The organism is Sporosarcina sp. BP05 (assembly GCF_014282005.1).
Lineage (GTDB): Bacteria > Bacillota > Bacilli > Bacillales_A > Planococcaceae > Sporosarcina.
The window spans coordinates 22,696-43,180 of record NZ_JACFTD010000016.1; the positions used below are offsets into that span (position 1 = coordinate 22,696).

General features: G+C 41.9%; 20 protein-coding genes. 11 read left to right on the forward strand and 9 right to left on the reverse strand.

Annotation, left to right across the window (positions count from 1 at the left end; genetic code table 11):
- The first annotated feature begins 363 nt into the window (after positions 1–363).
- Together H2672_RS15120 and H2672_RS15125 are read left to right on the forward strand one after the other, a co-directional pair.
- A complete protein-coding gene (locus tag H2672_RS15120) occupies positions 364–1,752 on the forward strand; it encodes a TldD/PmbA family protein (protein ID WP_186672750.1) in 1,389 nt (462 codons plus the stop codon).
- 3 nt (positions 1,753–1,755) lie between these two features.
- A complete protein-coding gene (locus tag H2672_RS15125; protein WP_186672751.1) occupies positions 1,756–3,099 on the forward strand; it encodes a TldD/PmbA family protein in 1,344 nt (447 codons plus the stop codon).
- A 144-nt stretch (positions 3,100–3,243) separates the two neighbouring features.
- Here the strand turns inward: H2672_RS15125 and mscL are convergent, their stop codons facing one another.
- Positions 3,244–3,627: a large conductance mechanosensitive channel protein MscL gene (gene mscL, locus H2672_RS15130; protein ID WP_186672752.1), complete on the reverse strand. Its 384-nt coding sequence runs from the start codon at positions 3,625–3,627 to the stop codon at positions 3,244–3,246.
- Positions 3,628–3,772: 145 nt separating this feature from the next.
- Positions 3,773–4,084: an MGMT family protein gene (locus H2672_RS15135; protein ID WP_186672753.1), complete on the reverse strand. Its 312-nt coding sequence runs from the start codon at positions 4,082–4,084 to the stop codon at positions 3,773–3,775.
- A gap of 113 nt (positions 4,085–4,197) precedes the next feature.
- Here H2672_RS15135 and H2672_RS15140 point away from each other — a divergent pair, with 113 nt between their 5' ends.
- Entirely contained in the window at positions 4,198–4,695 is a 498-nt protein-coding gene (locus tag H2672_RS15140) for a hypothetical protein (RefSeq protein WP_186672755.1), read from the forward strand.
- A gap of 241 nt (positions 4,696–4,936) precedes the next feature.
- Here the strand turns inward: H2672_RS15140 and H2672_RS15145 are convergent, their stop codons facing one another.
- Positions 4,937–5,581 carry a phosphatase PAP2 family protein gene (locus tag H2672_RS15145; RefSeq protein WP_186672757.1) on the reverse strand — a complete coding sequence of 215 codons (645 nt, stop codon included), beginning with the start codon at positions 5,579–5,581 and terminating at the stop codon, positions 4,937–4,939.
- 148 nt (positions 5,582–5,729) lie between these two features.
- On the opposite strand from H2672_RS15145, the gene H2672_RS15150 reads away from it, so the two are divergent.
- The 4 genes from H2672_RS15150 to fabG all read left to right on the forward strand — a co-directional run bounded on the left by H2672_RS15150 (position 5,730) and on the right by fabG (position 9,147).
- Complete coding sequence (locus H2672_RS15150; protein WP_186672759.1) at positions 5,730–6,302, forward strand: glycerol-3-phosphate acyltransferase; 573 nt, start codon at positions 5,730–5,732, stop codon at positions 6,300–6,302.
- Positions 6,303–6,306: 4 nt separating this feature from the next.
- A complete protein-coding gene (locus H2672_RS15155) occupies positions 6,307–7,920 on the forward strand; it encodes an aminotransferase class V-fold PLP-dependent enzyme (RefSeq protein WP_186672760.1) in 1,614 nt (537 codons plus the stop codon).
- A 20-nt stretch (positions 7,921–7,940) separates the two neighbouring features.
- Entirely contained in the window at positions 7,941–8,273 is a 333-nt protein-coding gene (ytxJ, locus tag H2672_RS15160; RefSeq protein WP_186672761.1) for a bacillithiol system redox-active protein YtxJ, read from the forward strand.
- A gap of 133 nt (positions 8,274–8,406) precedes the next feature.
- Positions 8,407–9,147: a 3-oxoacyl-ACP reductase FabG gene (fabG, locus tag H2672_RS15165; RefSeq protein WP_186672762.1), complete on the forward strand. Its 741-nt coding sequence runs from the start codon at positions 8,407–8,409 to the stop codon at positions 9,145–9,147.
- 119 nt (positions 9,148–9,266) lie between these two features.
- Here fabG and H2672_RS15170 read toward each other — a convergent pair whose 3' ends face one another.
- Complete coding sequence (locus H2672_RS15170) at positions 9,267–10,370, reverse strand: M24 family metallopeptidase (RefSeq protein WP_186672763.1); 1,104 nt, start codon at positions 10,368–10,370, stop codon at positions 9,267–9,269.
- A gap of 423 nt (positions 10,371–10,793) precedes the next feature.
- On the opposite strand from H2672_RS15170, the gene H2672_RS15175 reads away from it, so the two are divergent.
- Positions 10,794–10,979 carry a M24 family metallopeptidase gene (locus tag H2672_RS15175; protein ID WP_370569672.1) on the forward strand — a complete coding sequence of 62 codons (186 nt, stop codon included), beginning with the start codon at positions 10,794–10,796 and terminating at the stop codon, positions 10,977–10,979.
- 21 nt (positions 10,980–11,000) lie between these two features.
- Here the strand turns inward: H2672_RS15175 and H2672_RS15180 are convergent, their stop codons facing one another.
- From H2672_RS15180 to H2672_RS15200, 5 genes are all read right to left on the reverse strand, one after another.
- Positions 11,001–12,275 (reverse strand): purine-cytosine permease family protein, encoded by a 1,275-nt coding sequence (locus H2672_RS15180; protein WP_186672817.1) that lies wholly within the window; start codon positions 12,273–12,275, stop codon positions 11,001–11,003.
- Between the two features lie 137 nt (positions 12,276–12,412).
- Positions 12,413–12,727 carry a cupin domain-containing protein gene (locus tag H2672_RS15185; protein WP_186672764.1) on the reverse strand — a complete coding sequence of 105 codons (315 nt, stop codon included), beginning with the start codon at positions 12,725–12,727 and terminating at the stop codon, positions 12,413–12,415.
- 16 nt (positions 12,728–12,743) lie between these two features.
- Positions 12,744–14,480 carry a hydantoinase B/oxoprolinase family protein gene (locus H2672_RS15190; protein ID WP_186672765.1) on the reverse strand — a complete coding sequence of 579 codons (1,737 nt, stop codon included), beginning with the start codon at positions 14,478–14,480 and terminating at the stop codon, positions 12,744–12,746.
- A 1-nt stretch (position 14,481) separates the two neighbouring features.
- On the reverse strand, positions 14,482–16,524 hold the full coding sequence (locus H2672_RS15195) for a hydantoinase/oxoprolinase family protein (protein ID WP_186672767.1): 2,043 nt from the start codon (positions 16,522–16,524) through the stop codon (positions 14,482–14,484).
- Positions 16,525–16,548: 24 nt separating this feature from the next.
- A complete protein-coding gene (locus H2672_RS15200) occupies positions 16,549–17,094 on the reverse strand; it encodes a helix-turn-helix domain-containing protein (RefSeq protein WP_186672769.1) in 546 nt (181 codons plus the stop codon).
- Positions 17,095–17,529: 435 nt separating this feature from the next.
- On the opposite strand from H2672_RS15200, the gene desA reads away from it, so the two are divergent.
- The 3 genes from desA to H2672_RS15215 all read left to right on the forward strand — a co-directional run bounded on the left by desA (position 17,530) and on the right by H2672_RS15215 (position 20,420).
- A complete protein-coding gene (gene desA, locus H2672_RS15205) occupies positions 17,530–18,582 on the forward strand; it encodes a Delta(5) desaturase DesA (RefSeq protein WP_186672771.1) in 1,053 nt (350 codons plus the stop codon).
- Positions 18,583–18,676: 94 nt separating this feature from the next.
- Positions 18,677–19,807 carry a sensor histidine kinase gene (locus H2672_RS15210; RefSeq protein WP_186672773.1) on the forward strand — a complete coding sequence of 377 codons (1,131 nt, stop codon included), beginning with the start codon at positions 18,677–18,679 and terminating at the stop codon, positions 19,805–19,807.
- Between the two features lies 1 nt (position 19,808).
- Entirely contained in the window at positions 19,809–20,420 is a 612-nt protein-coding gene (locus H2672_RS15215) for a response regulator (protein WP_186672775.1), read from the forward strand.
- Positions 20,421–20,485: the final 65 nt, after the last annotated feature.

Consider the following 20,485-nt stretch of genomic DNA (forward strand, 5'->3'; position numbering starts at 1 on the left):
ACTGAATGTACGAACTAGACCTGCGATATTACCAACGATTACGAATGCAAACAGTGTGAACATGATGTATAGGAACCACATTGACTATCACTCCTTTTAGACGATAAATCCTGTTTCCATTATACCACCACCGAGATTGGCAGGCAATGTTGTCTGAATTATGATGGTGTTAATTGTGGCGAATTTGTTGTTGGAGCGAGGATAATCCATGAGTGCATGGTCGAATAAAAGTTTAGAGGTCATACGTCTGACGCACTTCTTTTTGACGCGAATCAATTCTCTGGAAATACCAAATTAGTAATGTAAATGCTGTAATTGTATAGAATATTCGCTATAATCTAGTAGTAGAGGAGGAATGGGACTATGATCAAGCAATCAATTATTGAAAACGTATTGGAAGCCGCACTCTCCACGGGGGGCGATTTCTCAGAAGTATTTATTGAAGATAAGTATGTGAACACAATGGAATTACAAAGTGGAAAGATTGAGAAAAGTATTTCTGGCCGTGACTTCGGGATAGGTATCCGCATATTTTCCGGGCTCCAATGCATTTATACCTATACGACGGATTTCTCGGAAGCGGGTTTAATTAATGCAGCAAAACGGGCAGCACTTGCGATTAAAGGCGGGGCGAACGGCACAATTCATCCTCTTCAAAAAGAAATTATTCAACCCATCCATACAATTACACAAATGCCGCGAACGGTGGAACATGCACGTAAAGTAGCAGTTATGAGAAAGGCTAATGACATTGCCAAAAACTACGATGAGCGCATCAAACAAGTCGCGCTGCGCTATATCGATGAGGAGCAGAATGTACTTATTGCGAACTCTGAAGGGAAATTTGTTGAAGACACACGTGTCTATAGCAGGCTATCTATTCAGGCGACGGCTTCCGATGGCATTGAAATGCAGACTGGTTTCTATGGACCAGGCGCACATGCAGGTTTTGAATTTATCGAAAACCTGGATCTGAATCATTATGCAGGTGAATCTGCGCGCATTGCGGTGACGATGCTCGAAGCGGATGAATGTCCAAGTGGAAAATTCCCAGTCATAATCGACAATGAATTCGGCGGAGTTATTTTCCATGAAGCTTGTGGGCACGGACTTGAAGCAACTTCTGTTGCAAAAAACAACTCCGTCTTCGCAAATCGAATTGGCGAGAAGGTGGCACCGGATATCGTGACGTACATTGATGACGGTACGCTTCCAAACGAATGGGGATCACTCAATGTTGACGATGAAGGTGAAAAGACACGAAAGAATATTCTCATTGAAGATGGTATTTTAAAAGGTTATCTTATCGATAAATTCAATGCACGCCGTATGGATGCAGAAGCGACGGGTTCTTCACGCCGCCAGTCGTATCGATTCAATCCGACATCCCGTATGACGAATACTTATATCGCGCCAGGGGAATCAACACCAGAAGAAATTATCGCATCGACGGAGCATGGCATTTACGCGAAGTATATGGGCGGTGGTTCTGTGAATCCGGCAACAGGCGATTATAACTTTTCTGTTGCGGAAGCGTACCTCGTGAAAAATGGTAAAATCGATCGCGCTGTCCGTGGTGCAACCTTGATTGGCAATGGTGCAAAAACGCTGCAGCTTGTCGACATGGTTGGCGATAACTTGGCACACGGGGCTGGTATGTGCGGGTCAATAAGTGGAAGCTTGCCGGTTAATGTCGGTCAGCCAATGATTCGTGTCAGTGAAATTACCGTCGGCGGGACGAAGGGGGAATAATTAATGACTATCAACGAATTTCAAAAGAAGCTATTAGCTGAAGCAGTGGAAATGGGTTTCGAAGAAGCCGAAGTTTATTATAAGAAGTCCGAATCATTTCGAGTCATGATTTTCAAAGGAGAAATTGATAGTTACGAGACGTCTGAAGAAGGTGGCCTTGGTTTTCGCGGTCTCTACAATGGGAAAATGGGCTATGCATATACGGAAAAAATTGAGGAAGCCTCAATTGCATTTTTGATTGACAGTGCAAAAGCGAATGCGGATGTACTAGATGAAGATGACGGAACAGATATTTTCGAGGGCAGTGAAACATACACAAAGCATGACTTTTATAGCGAAGAGCTTGCGCAAGTGCCTACCCTTAAGAAAATCGAACTGATCAAGTCAATTGAAGAGAAAATTTTTGCATATGACCCGCGTATTGTCACTCTCAACTATTGCATGCTACAAGACTTTTCTGAAGAGCGCGTTATGGCGAATAACAAAGGCCTTTCGTTGAATGAAAAGCAGAACGGTCTTATTATTTATATTTCGGCTGTCGTCAAAGACGGGGAAGAAATGAAAACCGGGAGCTTCAGTAAAATGACGCGCGACTTTAATGAGCTCGACCCAGACGCAATTGCGAAAGAAGTAGCGGAAGAGGCATTGTCAAACCTAGGGGAACAATCAATTCCGACACGGAAATACCCAATCATCATGCGCCATGATGCATCTGCGTCGTTACTTGCAGCGTTTACACCAATCTTTTCGGCTGAAAACACGCAAAAGGGCCAGTCGTTACTAAAAGGAAAAGTGGGAGAAAAGATTGCGGCCGAAACATTCACGCTGCTTGACGATCCGTCTCATCCTGATGCAATTGCCGGTTCGAATTTTGACGGTGAAGGCGTGGCGACCCAAAAACGTGCAATTGTCTCAAACGGAACACTGGAAACGCTGCTTCATAACCGGAAAACGGCAAAAAAGGATGGGGTTAAAACAACCGGGCATGCACGCAAGCCTTCGTATAAAAGCACACTGACAATCGCACCGTTGAATATGTATATCGCTCCGGGTAACAAGAGCAAGGAAGAACTAATTGCATCTATGGAAGAAGGTGTATTTATCACAAGCTTAGCAGGCCTTCATTCTGGAGCCAGCACAGTCTCAGGTGACTTTTCCATCGCAGCAACGGGCTTCCATATTAAAGGTGGGAAAATTGCGTCAGCCGTCAAGCAGATGACAATTGCCGGTAACTTCTTCGATTTTTTAAAAGATATCGAAGAGGTAGGTTCAGACCTAAAGTTCATGCCAGGCGGTTATGGCTCACCTTCGTTAGTAGTAAAAGAGCTTTCTGTAACAGTAGATTGAGTTAGGAAGGCCATCCGGGTAATGGGGTCATCATTTCGTATTGTTAATCTTTCTGTTCACTCATCTATAGAAGTGAACTATTAGTTTTTTTAAAACAAAAAGAGGACAGTCCCATAGCAGGATTGTCCTCTATTAAAGTACATATTAAAGTGTTTTTCCTTCTTTCAGCAAATCACGAATCTCTATGAGTAGGGCTTCTTTAGGATCCACTTCAGGTGCTGCTTCTTCAACTACCTCTTCTTTACGTTTAAATTTCGCCATCAGACGGATCACCATGAAAATGACAAACGCGACGATGAGAAAATCAAAAATAGATTGAAGGAAAACACCGTATGTAACATCTGCATCCCCGATTTTCTGATGTAGCCCTGAAAAGTCAATACCACCAGAAATCACTCCGATAAGCGGTGTGATAATGTTTTCAACGAGCGAAGATACGATTTTCCCGAATGCGGCCCCAATTACAACTGCAATGGCGAGATCGAATACGTTTCCTCTGAGTGCGAAGTCTTTAAAGTCTTTTAGCATGTCTTTCATTCCTAACCAATTAATATTTTCATAGCACGGGCAAGCCCTATTCGACATTACCCTCTATAAAAGAATTATAAACCATTTGTCTCTAAATCTTCTAGAGGAGATGTATATATTTTTCATTGCGGTGTTTTAGTCTTTTTCACCCCTGCTCAACATTAAGAGGAAACCATCGGTACACGGTCAAATCAATTTTACCATTCTCTTTAAAGATAATTCCTTCCATCTCAAGCAACTCACGCTGGTCGCCATTCGTAAATGTAATTTCGCCCTGCGCATTAATAATTCGATGCCAAGGCAACCCGTATTTTTTACTCATTGAATGCAGTAGCCGCACAACTTGCCTCGCACCACGTGGACTTCCGGCAGCTGCAGCAACTTGACCATATGTCATGACATGGCCGGCAGGAATTCCTTGGATGATACGTATGGCACGTTCTGTGAATAAATTCATATATAAAAGCCTCCTTACGTTACTTTCATTGTACCAAATCCGAATGAAACTAATTCCATTCAAGTACGTATAGTTATAATAGAAGAGTTCGAAAATGGAAGGGATTGAGTTGTATGAGTGAATTATTCGCAAAGCGCACAGGCATTGGGTTTGTGTTAAAAGCTGCCGGGCTGGTTGTTATTACGTGGGGCATTATGCAAGGATCTATAGTTATTATTTCGTTCGGTGATTCATTTTCGAATGGAATGGGGATTGCTGGTTTTCTGAATACCATTTTCACCTATTCAATTTGCGGAATCTTAATTATCGGTTTCGGGGAAGTCGTTGATTTATTGCAAAATATTCATGACCAAAATGACCCAAAAGTACAAGCGTTACAGGTAATGGAAGCCAATTCGCACACTGTTGCTAACACGCCGATTCCATTAGCTGCCGAGCAGGAGATAAAAGAATTTTATGCAAATCAAAACATCTGGGCCGACTCGATACTACCTTCGAAAAACCGGACTATTTTCATTGTAAAAGTAAATGGGCGCACTGACTACATTGAACTTGGAGGGCTTACGCCAAAAACCCTTACGGAGGAAGAAGCAACCAAGTACTTTGAATAGACTTGGTAAATGGGGGTAGAAACCTACTTTATAAAAGGGATTGTTACTTGGATAGCGAGTTTTGTATTAGGTTTTCAAGCAGTTAAATCAATAGGAAATGACATCTCAAAATAGATTGGAATGGGAGTTATTTCGCGGGATTTGCCAGGAAATGAATTGAATTAGGCCCTTTTTTCAACTAATTGGCCGTGGATGTTAAAGGGGCCGCTTCACGTTATCTATTTACGCGAAACGGCCTTTCTTATTTCTCACATTTGTTTAGGAAATACCCGTAAACTGAAATAGCAATCGTCACCCAAATCGCACTTGCTGCGAATCCTCCAACAATATCACTCGGATAATGGACGCCAAGGTAAATGCGACTTGTGCCAATCATAATGATCATGAAAGCAGTGAACAGAACAAGAACAACACGGTTCATAGTGGTTTTTACATTACGCCAGGCGATATACGCAATGATTGCGTAAAGAGCGAAGGCCATCATCGAATGACCACTGGGGAAGCTAAAGCCGTTTGCATCCAGGATCCGGTGGATACTCGGTCGCTCTCGTTTGAAATAACTTTTGAGCGCGCTGTTTAATAAAACGGAACCTGCAATCACTGCAATTAATAGAAATGCTTGATGACGGTAGTGTAGCACAAAGAATAAGACGATAAATCCTATCAAGGCAATTGTCGCAACGACATAACCTGAACCAATCCACGTAAATACTCTCATAATAGATGTCAACCACGGTGCTTCCAGTCCTTGGACAAATCCAATAACGGCAGTATCGAAGTGTGCAATTGATTCGTTACCAACAGCGGTAGCGATATATCCAAAAGCGATACCAAAGAAGATGCAGAGAACAAATGCTAAAAGAAGACGAAATGACAATTCGCGCATTGAATGCACCCCTTTCAATTAATTGTATACTACTTCTAAGTGAAAACGACGAAGAATAATCCTAATGGACAAGTTGGAAAGTATTAATAGAAACGTTAGAAAGATGCTACACTAGAAAGAACCTATCATTTACCATAAAGGATCGATTATGACACTTATATTTTTAGTAGTTGGCTCGTACATACTGGGCAATGTGCTGACAGGCTCGATGATTAGTAACTTCTTTTTTAAGAAAGATATACGAATAGAAGGAAGCGGCAATCCTGGTGCGCGTAATGCTGGGCGGGTGTTTGGGAAAAAAGCCTTCATTGCGACATTCATAGGAGACGCATTGAAAGGGGCAACGGCCATTTTCGTTGCCAAGTGGTTTGGATTCGGAGCGACTGTAGAACTTTGTGCGTTATTCGCTGTGACGTTGGGGCATGTGTATCCACTATTTTTGAAGTTCCGCGGCGGGATGGGCGTATCCACTTTCATAGGTGGCATGCTTGCGTTCAATCCACTATTATTTGCTGTTTTTGTGGGCTTATTCATCATGTTCTATCCATTCCTAAAAAGCTTCACGTTAGCCGGGTTAAGTGCAGTTCTATTGATGCCGGTTTTAGTGCTAGTTTTTTCATACGGAGTTCCTGTATTCATCGTGGCGTGTTTGTTATCGGCACTTCTTTTATTTACGCATCGAGTTGATTTGAAAGAGAAACTCATGCCGGAAAAGAGTTGAGAGAATGAGTTTTATGTATAAAATTGCAGAAACGGCTTTGGAATTCGAACAGATTCATGAGTTGAATTACCGGACGTTTGCCGAGGAGATTCCGCAGCACGACCGGAACGAATCAAGGAAACTTGTAGACAAATTTCATGATGAAAATATATATATTATTTGCAAGAAAGACTATCGGGTCGTCGGAATGATTGCGCTACGAAGTAAACGTCCATTTTCGCTAGATGGAAAAATTGGTGCAGTTGAACATCAATTACCGTTTCAAGCCAAAAACCCTGTAGAAATCAGGCTTCTAGCGATAGAAAAGAACTTTCGAAATGGCAGGGCATTTCTCGGACTTGCCCAGGCGTTAGTACAGTATTGCCTAAAGGGAGGGTATGACGCTGCCCTCATCTCAGGGACGGTTCGAGAACAGAAATTATACGGACAACTTGGATTTTTACCGTTTGCACAATTGACGGGGACGGCAGAAGCCGCCTTCCAGCCGATGTATTTGACTATAGAAACGTTTGAAGCGGGCGTTGCAGGAAGAATATCAAAACCACTGGTCAATTTCCTACCAGGTCCTGCGACAATTTCTGTAGACGTAAGAAAGGCCATGATGGCAGAACCATTCTCACATCGGTCGTCTGAGTTCGAAAGTGTTTTGCAAGGTGTGAAAGAAAAACTGACCGCATTGACTGGTGCCAAGTACGTTCAACTCCTTCAAGGGACAGGTACGCTTGCGAACGACGTTGTTGGGGCACAGTTAAGTATGCACAGTGGTAAAGGACTTATACTGGTGAACGGGGAATTTGGCTTTAGACTCACTGATCATGCACAGCGTTTCAGTATGGAATTTGACACAATGGAAATCGAGTGGGGGACCCCTTTTGATGCTGATGAAATTCGAGACGCATTATGCTCGGGTCGCTACAGTTGGTTATGGGTTGTTCATTGTGAAACATCAACGGGTGTGTTGAATGATCTATGTTCATTCAAAAAGCTTTGTTCACAATATGGTATTACACTCGCTGTGGATTGTGTAAGTGCGATTGGGACTACAGCAGTTAATCTCACTGGTGTTGACTATGCGACAGGTGTCAGTGGCAAGGGACTGTTAAGTTATACAGGCCTATCTTTCGTATTTCATAATGAAGAAATCGCCGCAACTAATAGCTTGCCGCGCTATCTTGACTTAGGTACTTATTCGGAGGCAAAAGGGATTCCGTATACCCAATCGTCTAATTTGATAGCAGCGCTCGACGTAGCATTACTGGCATTTGAGCACCCGGAAGAAGTCTACGCAGCAATTTCAAACAGGGCGAGTAAAGTGAGGAAGGCTGTTGAACAAGCGGGATTGCCAATTTTGGCGTCAGGGGAAAGTGCTGCAGATGCCATTGTTACGATTGCTTTACCTACAGGGTTAAGCGCAATTCAGCTCGGGAATAATTTATTTTTGAACGGTTTTAATGTTCATTACGAGAGTGCTTATTTACGCGAAAGGAATTGGCTTCAAATCTCTTGTATGAACGATGTGGTGGAAAAAGAGTTAATGAGAATGCTTGAACTGCTCCCTTTGTTAACTTTAGCGCATGAGCAAGTGTTTACGAATAACACAAATGGGAAAACACGTTAATATAGAAGGGATTGAAGGTAATGAAGGAATTACGAACAGTTAATGAGTGGTACGACGTATTGGAGCAATCGAAAGAGAATCCTTTGTTCGTTTTAAAACATAGTACGACATGTCCAATTAGTGCAGCGGCCTATAATGCTTTTGAGTCATCCGCAGTGGGAATACCAAAATACTTTCTTAAAGTGCAGGAAAGAAGGCCTGTTTCCAATGAAATCGAAAGTAATCTGCGTGTTGAACATCAATCACCCCAACTGTTTCTATTGAAAGATGGACAAGCAGTCTGGCAGGCAACTCATTACTCAATTAGCGGATCGAAAATTGGTAAAGCTGTAGAGGAATTCGGAAGTAAATAAGGTGAAACAGGAACTCCATTCCAGGGGTTTCTGTTTTTTTGTTGGAGATTACCCTATGGCGTGGTATAAAATATGGTAAAATAATAGTTATTCAAATAGTCCGTCAAATAACAAGCGAAAGTAGGTTCTTTACATGCGTTTACAAGATAAAACTGTTGTCATAACAGGTGGGGCAAATGGAATTGGTGCAGTTGCTGCTGCACTTTTTGGCAAACATGGAGCACAAATTGCTATTGTTGATTTTGATAAAAAGGCTGGAGAGGCAAAAGCACAACAACTGCATGAATTGGGAATTGAGGCCGCTTTCTTCCAGGCGGATGTCTCTGACAGTGAAGCTGTTAAAGAGATGGCCATAAAAGTTCTTGAACAGTTCGGCAAGGTAGATATCCTTATTAACAACGCTGGCATTACGAAAGATGCGATGATGCTGAAGCTCGAAGTGGATGATTTTAAGCGAGTAATCGACGTAAATTTGACGGGTGTTTTCAATTGTACGCAAGCGTTCCTTCCGACGATGCTTGCTCTAGGGAAAGGGAAAATCATTAATACGTCTTCAATCGCAGGAACGGGCGGCAATGTCGGTCAAACAAATTATGCCGCGGCAAAAGCGGGCATCATAGGCATGACGAGGACGTGGGCGAAGGAATTTGGTCGCAAAGGTATCAATGTAAATGCTGTCGCACCTGGCTTCATCGAAACAGATATGATTGGTACGATTCCAAAGAAAGTCCTGGACCAGATTAAATTGATGACACCTTATACACGACTAGGCACGCCGGAAGATGTAGCAAATGCCTATCTATTTTTGGCTTCCGACGAATCTGATTTCATTAACGGGACTGTTTTAGAAGTGGATGGTGGCATGTTGAAGTGACGGTGGATGTGCAGCGGGCATGGCATGAAAGTGGATAAAAAAACCCTCGTACGCGTGAGTAGCAACTATACATGAAAGTTACCTACGACATATACAAGGGCGTGTCCGAAATGAGTTATTTATAGAATTTGGATTTGTTTCGGGAATGTGGACAATACTTCCACTTTCCCGTCTTCATTGATATAGACAGTGTCTTCAATCCGAACACCGCCGACATCGGGAATATAAATACCGGGCTCGATTGTGAAGACAAGTCCCACCTCTGCAATCTGTTCATTTTTTTCATGAATAGAAGGCTCCTCATGCACTTCGATACCTAAACCATGACCGACACGGTTATTGAAATAGTCCCCGTAGCCGCTGTTAACGATGACATTTCTTGCTTCAATATCAAAAGTTTTCAAGGGTACCCCCGCTTGTACAGCATTGATGCCAGCTTCGTTAGACTTGAGGACGATGTCGTAAATTTCTTTTTGTTGTTTTGAAGCTTCACCGATAATGAAGGTCCTTGTAATATCGGAACAGTATCCGTCTTTGATGACCCCAAAATCAATCAGCAAATAATCTCCTTTTTGGATTGACCGTTCTCCAGGAGAACCATGTGGTAATGCCGCTTTTTCTCCGGATAACACAATTGTTGAAAAGGAAGCACCATCCGCTCCGAACTTCCTCATCAGAAATTCCAATTCAGCCGTCAAATCGGACTCAGACATCCCGATTTTCACTTTCTTAATGCCTTCCTCCAAAACCTTTTCAATAATTTCGATAGCCGTCCGTAATTTTGCGATTTCATCTTTAGACTTCTTCATTCTTTGTTTGTTGATGAATGGCTGCACATCGACGACTTCTACGCCTGGGAAAAATTCCACCAAGCTATTGTAAAGATGGTAACTCAGCGCCTTGGCCTCGATACCAACTGTTTTCGAAAGTTCACCAATCGATTCACGAACAACCTCAAAAGGTATTTGCTCGTCTGAAATAGGAATGATTGTTGTAATATCAGAAACTTGCATGGCAGCATCTTTGTCTAATGAGGGTACAAACAAATAGTTCTTATCAGCATGTGTATCAATAAACAAAGACATGAATCTTTCATGGGGATTTGAGTTGAAGCCTGTAAAATAAAAAACATTTGCCGGTGCGGTAATCATAACTGCGGCGATATTGTTCTCGGTGAGATACGATTTCAAAAGTGAACGTCGTGCTTCATATACAGTAGTCAAAATGGAATCCTCCTTAGTTTGTGTTATCTAATAATCATGCAAGTATGATGCCGTATTAGCAAATAAAAGTAAAGGGATTTTTTTTATGTCAATGAATAGATTAATGACAATTTCGAAAATGTTGGCACGGGAATTGCGTTAATAATTACTATAAGACAAGGAAAGGAGAAGAGTTAGCCGTTTCGTCTTAATTGTATAATCGCATCTATGTTATAAGCGTACTATACTGCGTTTAATAGATGGAATAACCGAGTAATTATTATTCGGTAGGCGTATTTTGGGATAAAAAGTGTAAATAAAAGTTTGTATTTTTGGTGGTTTTGGCTTCTAATTCAAAATGTTTAGACGGTTTTTCACTAAAAGGGTACTAGCTGTAAAAAAATGAACACACGCAGAATTATATACTATTGAATTCGCAATAATATTCATGGGGATCCTTTCTTCTTAAAGAATTCAACTGAAGAACTACTTCCGGGCATGATTATCACAATTGAACCGGGTATCTATATTCCTGAACTAGGCGGTGTTCGAATCGAAGATGACATCTTGGTAAAAGAAAATGAGATTGAGATTTCGACACTGTCTCATAAAACAATGATTAGCCTGTAGTTGCTTCATTATGATACTCTTTTAAACTGTAAACTGATCGGGAGCTACTTTCTTTTTCATTCTCATAGCAATCACATAGACGATGATGGATACAACAATGGATTGAACTGCAGGCAGTCCGAACGGATACAAGTATTGTGTAATATAGCCCACCAAGATCCCTGCAGCCATAGCAATTGTAGCCATCCAGTTCCATCCAGTATTATCCTTCCACTGATGTTTCCGGATGAAGAAGAAGTCCCCCATTATGACACCCGCGATTGCAGGGTAAAGTAAAGCAGTAAAGTAAAGGAAGTCCATAAAATGCTCCAGAATCCCCATTAGTGCGACAATAATTGCCAAAACTGTGCCAAGGAATGTTAGGAAAGCACGGCCTTTACCTGAGTTGACATTGAAGATATTCGCCAGCGCAAGCCCCATACTATAGTTATTGACGAGTTGAGAAGTCCAAGTTGCAAACCAGAGAATCAGGAAGCCCCAAATTGGGAAACCAAGCCCCATCATAACGTTAACGATGTCAGCATCTCCAACTCCGACAGCCATAATTGCACCAACCATGAAGAGGGGGAGACCGACTAGTACGATTCCACTAGGGATAATAAGATTGTCTTTTAACGTAGGTTTGGCATAACGGGTGTAGTCTGACGCGATAAGCCATTGTGACACGTTAACACCGATAATTAAACTGATAGCGGCAAATACAGTCATAGTAGGTTCAGGCTGCCAGGACGTAATGATATCCCAACCTATGTTTTTAAAGGCCAAATAGAGACCGCCAACAATTAAGATTAAACCAGCAGGGACGGCGATATAGTCCGTCCATTTCATAGAGTTGTAACCAATAATGGATGGCAATGCGAAGAGTAGACCGCATATAACGGTTACGATTGCCCAGCCCATCCAATCGTTTTTGTAATCAATACCGAACATTGCAGAAATGGCGTTACCGGCCACTGCTGTCTGCAGAGCCCACCATCCAAGTGAAACAATGAAGATTGTTAAACCTACAATCAGTTTTGCTTGTATTGCGCCGAAACTAGAACGGGCGATAACGGAAGATGATCGGCCAGTTTTAGCGCCAATATATCCTGAAAGCGTATTCCCAATCCATTGGAAACCAAATAGTGCAATGATTAGTAACCAAAAAATCTTTGATAATCCGAAACTCGCGGTCAATGCCGCGCCAACCATTAAGACTGGAATTGTAAATTCAAGTCCACCGAAAATCATCGCTGGTGTAATCCAGTGTTGACGCTCGGATTCAGGAATTGGTAACAGTGCCTGATCCTGATCCATAAATCCTCCCGTGCTTTCTTTACCTGTATTTCCATGCACTTTCTTTTGATCCATCCTATTCACATCCTCATTTTTAGTTATAAAAAATAGAATAGGAAGATTATATAATCTTCCTATTCTACAGTGCTATTACAAAATTAAACTTTTACCAAAGCAAATACTAATTCACAAGCTTCGTCGCCTTCATTGACACACCAATGCGGTTCACCTGCCGGAATGTAGGAAGCTTCTCCGGCCTTGATTGTATATGGTTTCCCACCACTTACTCCGGATAAGGCTCCCTTGATGATGAAAGAATACTCTTGCTCCTCATGGAAAGTCGTTCCTTCCAACGGAAGACGTTCACCTGCTGGAATGGAAACGAAACCAAAATCCACTTCAGCACCTTCGAATTTATCTTTAAAAAGTGATTGCACAATTTCATCTGTAACTTTTGGTTGTTCAATTTTCATAAATATACCTCCTTAGTTATGATGTTCTTCTAGGTAGCTCTGTATAGTCGAATGTTTGCGAATCAACTTCTACATTGAAATATTCTTTCGCTTCTTCAATAGTAAAGTAGCCATTCTTGACATCTTTGGCAACTTGTTCTGCTGGTCTGCTTAGTGGGTCGCCGTATCCGCCACCTGTGCCGGTCATTAAGCGTACAACGTCGTTTGTTTGCAACTTGTATCGTGGATAAACTCCGTACGGTCCATCCACTTCACCGTTTGCCTTATGGATATAAAATTCATTTGGAGATCCTAGGTGACCCTTTTTCATGCCCCATGGGTAATACTTATTTCTACCGAAAGTCACCGTTACGGCTTGGTTATCTGACAATGCCCGGTACGAGCGGACAACCCCTTTTCCACCGATATATTGACCGGCACCCGCACCATTTCCGTCTTGACGTAAACTGTATTCATCAAGCAAAACGCCATAACGGGTTTCGGCTACTTCTACTGGAACGTTGTAGGTTTCACCATCGGCGATACAGAATTGACCGGAAGCTCCATCTTGGCCATCTGCTCCACCCCAGCCCCCAACTGAAGGCTCTACGATAAGGAAAGGTTCGTCCGTATCTTGGTGATTACCGGACAATGTCACCGCGCAAACAGATAAATGTTGTCCTGCGGCAAGGCGATTTGGCAAGTGGGGCGCAAGCGCTTGCCATACTATGTCCAAACTACCTAAAAGTGTTTCAAAGTAATTAGAAACAGGAACCGGACGTTCTGCAGACATAATTGATTTCCTATCAACGATGACTTGAAGAGGTCGGAATACGCCGTCATTTACGTCTTGATCAGGGTTTGTCATAGCGAGGAAAATGACCCGTACCGCTGATACAAGACCTGTATAAGAACAATTCATAGGTCCTGGAACTTGTGGATGACTTCCACGGAAATCACAAATGAAATCGTCATCTGTAATCGTTACTTTTACTTTTATCTTGAATGGTCCATTACCTAAACCATCTGTATCGATGTAGTCTTCAGCTTCGAATATGCCTTTCGGCAGTTTTTTGATTTCTTGGCGCGAAATAATTTCACCGTGATCCAATAAGTAGCTAATTGCCGCTAAGATTGTTTGTCTACTGTGTTTATCACAAAGCTCATTCAAACGGCGATCACCAGTGCGTAATGCGGCAACTTGTGCCCACATATCTCCCAATGAAAGGTCTGGGAAGCGAACGTTAGAACGTATAATTTCAACGATACCGTCGTTTACACGGCCTTCATCGTAGAGTTTGATACATGGGAATTGAAGTCCTTCTTGGAAAATGTCAACTGCGTCATTTGTGAATGAACCCGGATCTTTACCGCCGACTTCCGTCCAGTGAGCTTTGTTCGCAGAAAATGCAACAAGTTCTCCTCCGTGGAAGATAGGCATAACAAGTCCAACATCGGAAAGGTGAGAACCTCCGCCGTTATACGGATCGTTAATAATGAAGACATCACCCTGTTTAATCTTGTTTCCAGGGTATTTACGAAGGGTTTCTTTTACCATAAAGCTCAGCATTCCGATAAATCCGGTAACGCCGTTCCCTTGTGTTAAAAGATTTCCCTTTGCATCAGTTAGTCCGCTGGCATAATCGAGTACTTCATAAATGATTGGGCTCATTGAAGTGCGGGCAAGTGCGATGAACATTTCGTCGCCAACCGCCAACAATGAGTCTTTAACAATTTCAAGTGTAAACGGATCCACTTTCACAGGAGTTGTCATACTATTTCCCCTCCATTTCAATAATGATATTTCCGTATTCGTCTAGATACAACTGCTGGTTTTCATAGATGACAGTGACTGCAGCTTTTTCTTCTACAACTGCAGGTCCATGAATTACTTCATTTGAAGGAAGTTTTTCGCGGTCGTAAACAGGCGTGTTTACCCAGCCTTTTTGTTCATAGTAAATGTCGCGGTTTTCTTTTTTTGAATCTGCAACAGTTCCAGTCCGTGTGATTTTACCAATCGTTGGCTTAGGCACCTTACCGTAAGCTGTTACGTGAACATTGACGATTTCAGTAGGTGAATCTTCGAGCTTAAATGTGTAATTCTTCTCGTGCAGCGTATGGAAGTTCTGGATGATCGTATGTTTGTCTGTTTCAGACCATTTGCCGTTTGGAACAGGAACTTTTACAGTATGCTCTTGGCCTAGGTAGCGCATATCTGCAAAACGGTGGAACTCAACATTTTCTGCTGCCATTCCTTCATCTTTATAATGATTTAGTGCGCTATTTTCGATTACTTCCCATTTCGCGTCCATTTCTATAAGAGAGAGGTCGTTCAAGCGTTTGATATATGTTTGAATATAATCATGTCTCAAGTCTGTCATTAGCATTCCCCAAGCTGAGAATACAGGTGAAGCAATTGGAACAACAACTTTCCTTACGCCAAGTTCAAGTGCGAGTGCTGGAGCGTGCATGGAACCGCCGCCACCAAAAGCGAGCAACGTGAAGTCTTGTGGATTATGTCCTTTACGAATCGAAATCAGTTTCAGTGCATTAAGCATGTTTGAGTTGGCAATGCGGATTATTCCCAGAGCCGCTTCTTCGGCAGATATTCCAAAAGGATTGCCGATTTTATTTTGAATCGCTTCTTTAATGTTGTTCATATTGACGTCATAATCGAAATTTTTTGGAGACAGACGGCCAGTCAGTAAGTTTGCATCTGTTGTCGTAGGTTCTGTTCCACCTAATCCGTAAGCAACAGGACCAGGGCGAGCTCCGGCAGAATGAGGGCCTACTTTCAATGAACCTGCGTTATCAATCCACGCAATAGAACCTCCACCATTTCCAATTTCCACGATATCGACAACGGGTGCTTTAATCGGATAACCGGCATTGCGATTATCTTTTTCAATGTAATAATCTGTGGATACTTTGACTTCACCGTTTTCGATAAGTGAACATTTCGCAGTCGTTCCGCCGATATCAAATGCAATGATATTCTTTTCGCCGATTAGTTCGCCTAGAACAGCTGCACCGAAGATACCTGCAACAGGCCCAGATTCGACCATATTGATAGGAGCAGCCTTTGCGTTTTCAAATTTCGTTGTACCGCCATTTGATTGCATGATGTAGCTTTGGTCGATTTCGATTGACTCACGCAGCTGGTTGTCTAATTTGTCGATATATTTTGTTGCGATTGGTTGAACATATGCGTTTAAAACAGCTGTATTTGTTCTTTCATACTCGCGCCATTCTTTTGTGATATCACTCGACGCAGTTACATGCACTTCTGGCCAAAGCTCTTTAATGATTTCAACTGTTTTCTGTTCGTGCGACGGATTTACATAGGAATGTAAGTACGAGACAGCAATGGCTTCGACGCCTTCTTTTTTGAAGTGTTCAACACAGGCTTCAACGTCCCTACGTTCTAGTGGAGAGAGAACTTCACCTTTATAGTTCAAGCGCTCGTCCACTTCAATGCGTAAATACCTTTCAACGAAAGGCGTTGGCTTTTTGTAGCGGATATTGAACAGGTCTGGTCGGTTACCCCTAGCAATTTCTAAAATATCCCGGAATCCTTTTGTTGTAATAAGACCCGTTTTTGCACCTTTACGCTCTGTTAAAGCATTGATGATTACTGTCGTACCGTGGATGAACATAGAAAGTTTTTTAGTATCTACTTGTGCTTTCTTAATAACATCCAATACACCTTTTTCGAAGTTGGGTGGTGTCGTATTCGTTTTCTCAATGCCGATGTGACCATTTTCATCTACGTAGACAAGATCTGTAAACGTTCCGCCGATATCTGTAGCAACTCTCATTTAGTCCACTCTCCTTGTTTGTAGTTAAAAGATTAAAGGCGTTGTGACGGTTAGAATAATTGTTTCTGCATTTGTAGGGTTTTCCCATGTGTGCAATAGTTCTGATGGGAAATGAATGGTATCTCCTTCTAGTAGGTGGTGCACTACTCCGTTGAGATGAAAGATAATCTCACCTTGTAAGACATAGTAAAACTCTTCACCAGCATGGCTGTAACTGTGCTCTTCCTTGAGTCTAGGTGGAAGTGTGACCTTTAAAGGCTCAAGTTTTCGATCGTGAAACGTGCCCGCCAATCGCCTGTAAGTTTGTTCTGCACCATTCATTTTAAAGTCTTTTTGCTCGTTAGCTCTTAATAAAAAGTTCTGCTCTATCTTTTCCTCTTCAAAAAAATGAATCATTGATACGTCTAATGCATCAGCTAACTTTTTTAGAGACGTAATTGATAAAGAAGAGGCACCCCTTTCAATTTGTGAAAGGAAACTGAGTGATAATCCAGTCACTTCACTGAGCTCTTTCAATGTGAGCTCTTTTTGTAATCGCAAAGCTTTAATTTTTGTATGAATATCTTCCATGACTTCAAACTCCTTGATAATTGATAGTGTGGGAAATAAAGATTCTGTATACGTCGTAATTTCTTTTAAATAATTATGGTCTGACTATAATTATTCTGAATATAACATAAACAATTTTCGAATGAAAGAACTATTTTCAATTATTCGCGAATTATTGTACAGACTATATAGAAAAATCTCATTACTTGGTAATGAAATTACAGTGGGGATAGAATTCAAGGCTTGCGCAAGAGTATAGATAGGGGAGAATTGGAAATAGAGGTTGTTCCAATGAAGTTAAAGAGAAATCCTTGTGAAATAATTCACAATAAGTGACACTTGTCATATCAAAAATTATGACAGTTATGTCTTCTGTGAAGTCCGAAAGTTCTTTATCATTAGATTCAAGATAGCGAATCAGAAATAGAACATCAGATTGAAGGAGGATTACACAACATGTCTAAAGAAAAAACAAAGCAGCTACACAAAGACGTTGCCCCTTTTGCTAAGTCAGATAAAAAGAAAAGTATTATGCAGCTTATCAATACAGTCCCACCATTTCTAATCCTATGGTTCTTAGCGTACCAAAGTTTGTCGGTGTCGATTTGGCTAACACTTGGAATTTGTGTTATTGCAGCAGGATTTGTCATTCGGACATTCATCATCTTCCATGATTGTACGCATGGTTCATTCTTTAAAAACAAGAAAACAAATGATATTGTCGGTACCATTACTGGCGTTCTTACACTTTTTGCATATGAAAAATGGAAACGTGAACACTCGATTCACCATGCGACAAGCTCGAATCTCGACAAGCGCGGTACGGGTGATATTTGGATCATGACGATTGAAGAGTACGTGGAAGCATCGAAATGGCAACGTTTTGGTTACCGCTTATACCGTAACCCAATCGTTATGTTCGGTTTCGGACCCCTGTTTCTTGTCCTAATCTCAAGCCGTTTCAACCGTAAAGACGCACGTAATAAAGAACGTAACAACACGTATTTGACGAATGCAATACTTGTTGCCCTTTACACAGGTATGATTTTACTTATCGGCTGGCAGGCATTTGTTCTTATACAAGGAACAATTATGTTTGTTGCCGGATCACTAGGTATTTGGTTATTCTACATTCAACATACATTTGAAGATTCGTATTTCGAAGAGGAATCTGAGTGGGATTATGTGAAAGCTGCTATCGATGGCAGTTCATACTACAAGTTACCGCGTGTGTTGCAGTGGGCGACAGGAAACATCGGTTTCCATCATGTCCACCACTTGTCACCACGTGTTCCGAATTATAACTTGGAACTAGCACACGAATCGACACCACCTCTTCATCAAGCAACAACGATTACGATTAAAGAAAGTTTGTCGTCAATCCGTTACCGTTTGTATGATCCAGAGAAAATGCGGTTTATTGCATTTAAAGACGTGAAGCACATGCTGAAAGGCGCACGTCCTTCAATCGACCTGAAACCAAAACGCACCACTTTTGACTCGAAATAATACTGAAAACAGTCATCTCTTCAGAGGATGGCTGTTTTTTTAAATCTGTCATTTGGTATAATGGAAAGTATAGACAGGACGGTGAAACAAGTATATGCAAAGTTGGTATAGTATTTTTCCGAAAAACCCTTGGCTTAGTATTTATGCATGGGCAGTATTTTGTTTTCTTCCATTCTTTTTCATATTCAGATCATCGTCGCCCATCGAAATTTCCATTGGGATTTCATTGTTATTCTTATTCTTTTTGTCCTATCGATTTTCATTCACATCGAAAAGCGGCCTTGTTTATATGTGGATTAGTTTTGAAATTGTGATAAGTGTCGCTATGACGCTGTTATTTGGTTATGTGTATTTATCCATATTCACTGCATTTTTTATAGGTAATATTCGCAATCAAGTCGGATTCTTCATTATATACGGGCTGCATATTGCCATTACAATCATTGCGATTGTCGCAGGCTTTTTCATCGAACTCGATTTATTCCTCCCGCAAGTTCATTTCATCCTCATCTCGGTTATTGGTGTAGTATTATTGCCATTCAATTTATACAACCGGAATAAGCGTGAAAACTTGGTAGGTCAATTAGAACATGCCAACGAACGGATTTCGGAGTTAATAATAGTGGAGGAACGGGAACGGATTTCTCGTGATTTACACGATACACTCGGCCAGAAGTTATCATTGATTGGCTTAAAGAGTGATTTAGCTGGCAAGCTGGTGTCTCGTGATCCTAGAGCAGCTGAAAGAGAATTGCGGGATATCAGGCAGACCGCTAGCACAGCGCTGAAGGAAGTCCGAGAGTTAGTTGCGGGCATGCGGGCAACGAAGCTGGAAGATGAAGTGATACGCATTAAGCAGATGTTGAAGGCAGCTGAAATGGAATACACCATAGAGGGGAATCCGTCGTTCACCAATATACCGGCCATCGTTGAAAGCGTATTGAGTATGTGCTTGAAAGAGGCTGTGACAAATGTTGTGAAGCATAGTTATGGAAAGACTTGCTGCGTGTCGTTTGAACAATTGCCGAATGAATTTGTCATCAATGTGGTAGACGATGGAATCGGCATTACAAGGGGCGGGGAAACGTCGCCCGGGAATGGTTTGACTGGCATGCGCGAGCGGCTTGAGTTTGTTAATGGAAGTCTTCGAGTCGAGGGTGGCGAAGGAACGAAATTATCGATTCGTGTTCCAGCAGTCATACAACATATTATGGAGAGTGATTGATGTGATACGTATTGTCATAGCGGAAGACCAAGGGATGATGCTCGGAGCACTTGGATCATTATTGAATATGGAAGATGACATGGAAGTCGTCGGAAAAGCGAAAAATGGGGAAGAAGCAGTCGCGCTGGTGAAAGAACATCAGCCGGATGTCTGCATCATGGACATCGAAATGCCAGTAATGACGGGGCTTGACGCAGCAGAAGCGTTGCATGATGAGCATTGCAAAATCATTATCCTGACGACATTTGCCAGAACAGGTTACTTCGAACGTGCAAGGAAAGCGGGCGTACGCGGCTATTTATTGAAAGACAGTCCGATTGAAGAGCTTGTCAGTTCAATCCGAACGATAATGGACGGCAGACGAATTTACGCGCCAGAACTCGTTGACATTGCCTACGGGGATGGGGATGAGACGGTAAATCCGCTGACGGAGCGTGAAAGCCAAGTGCTTGGACTGATTGCTGAAGGGAAGACGACAAAAGAAATTGCTGGTGAGTTGTATTTGACGCCTGGTACAGTGCGGAATTACATCTCCACGATTTTGGATAAGCTCGGTGTTGGGAACCGAATTGAAGCGATATCTCGGTTTAAGGAGAAGGGCTGGTTAAAGTGAATTGATTGTATGAGCCGACAGCGATGTCGGTTTTTTGTTGTTTGGGATGGGGGGGGAATATGTCG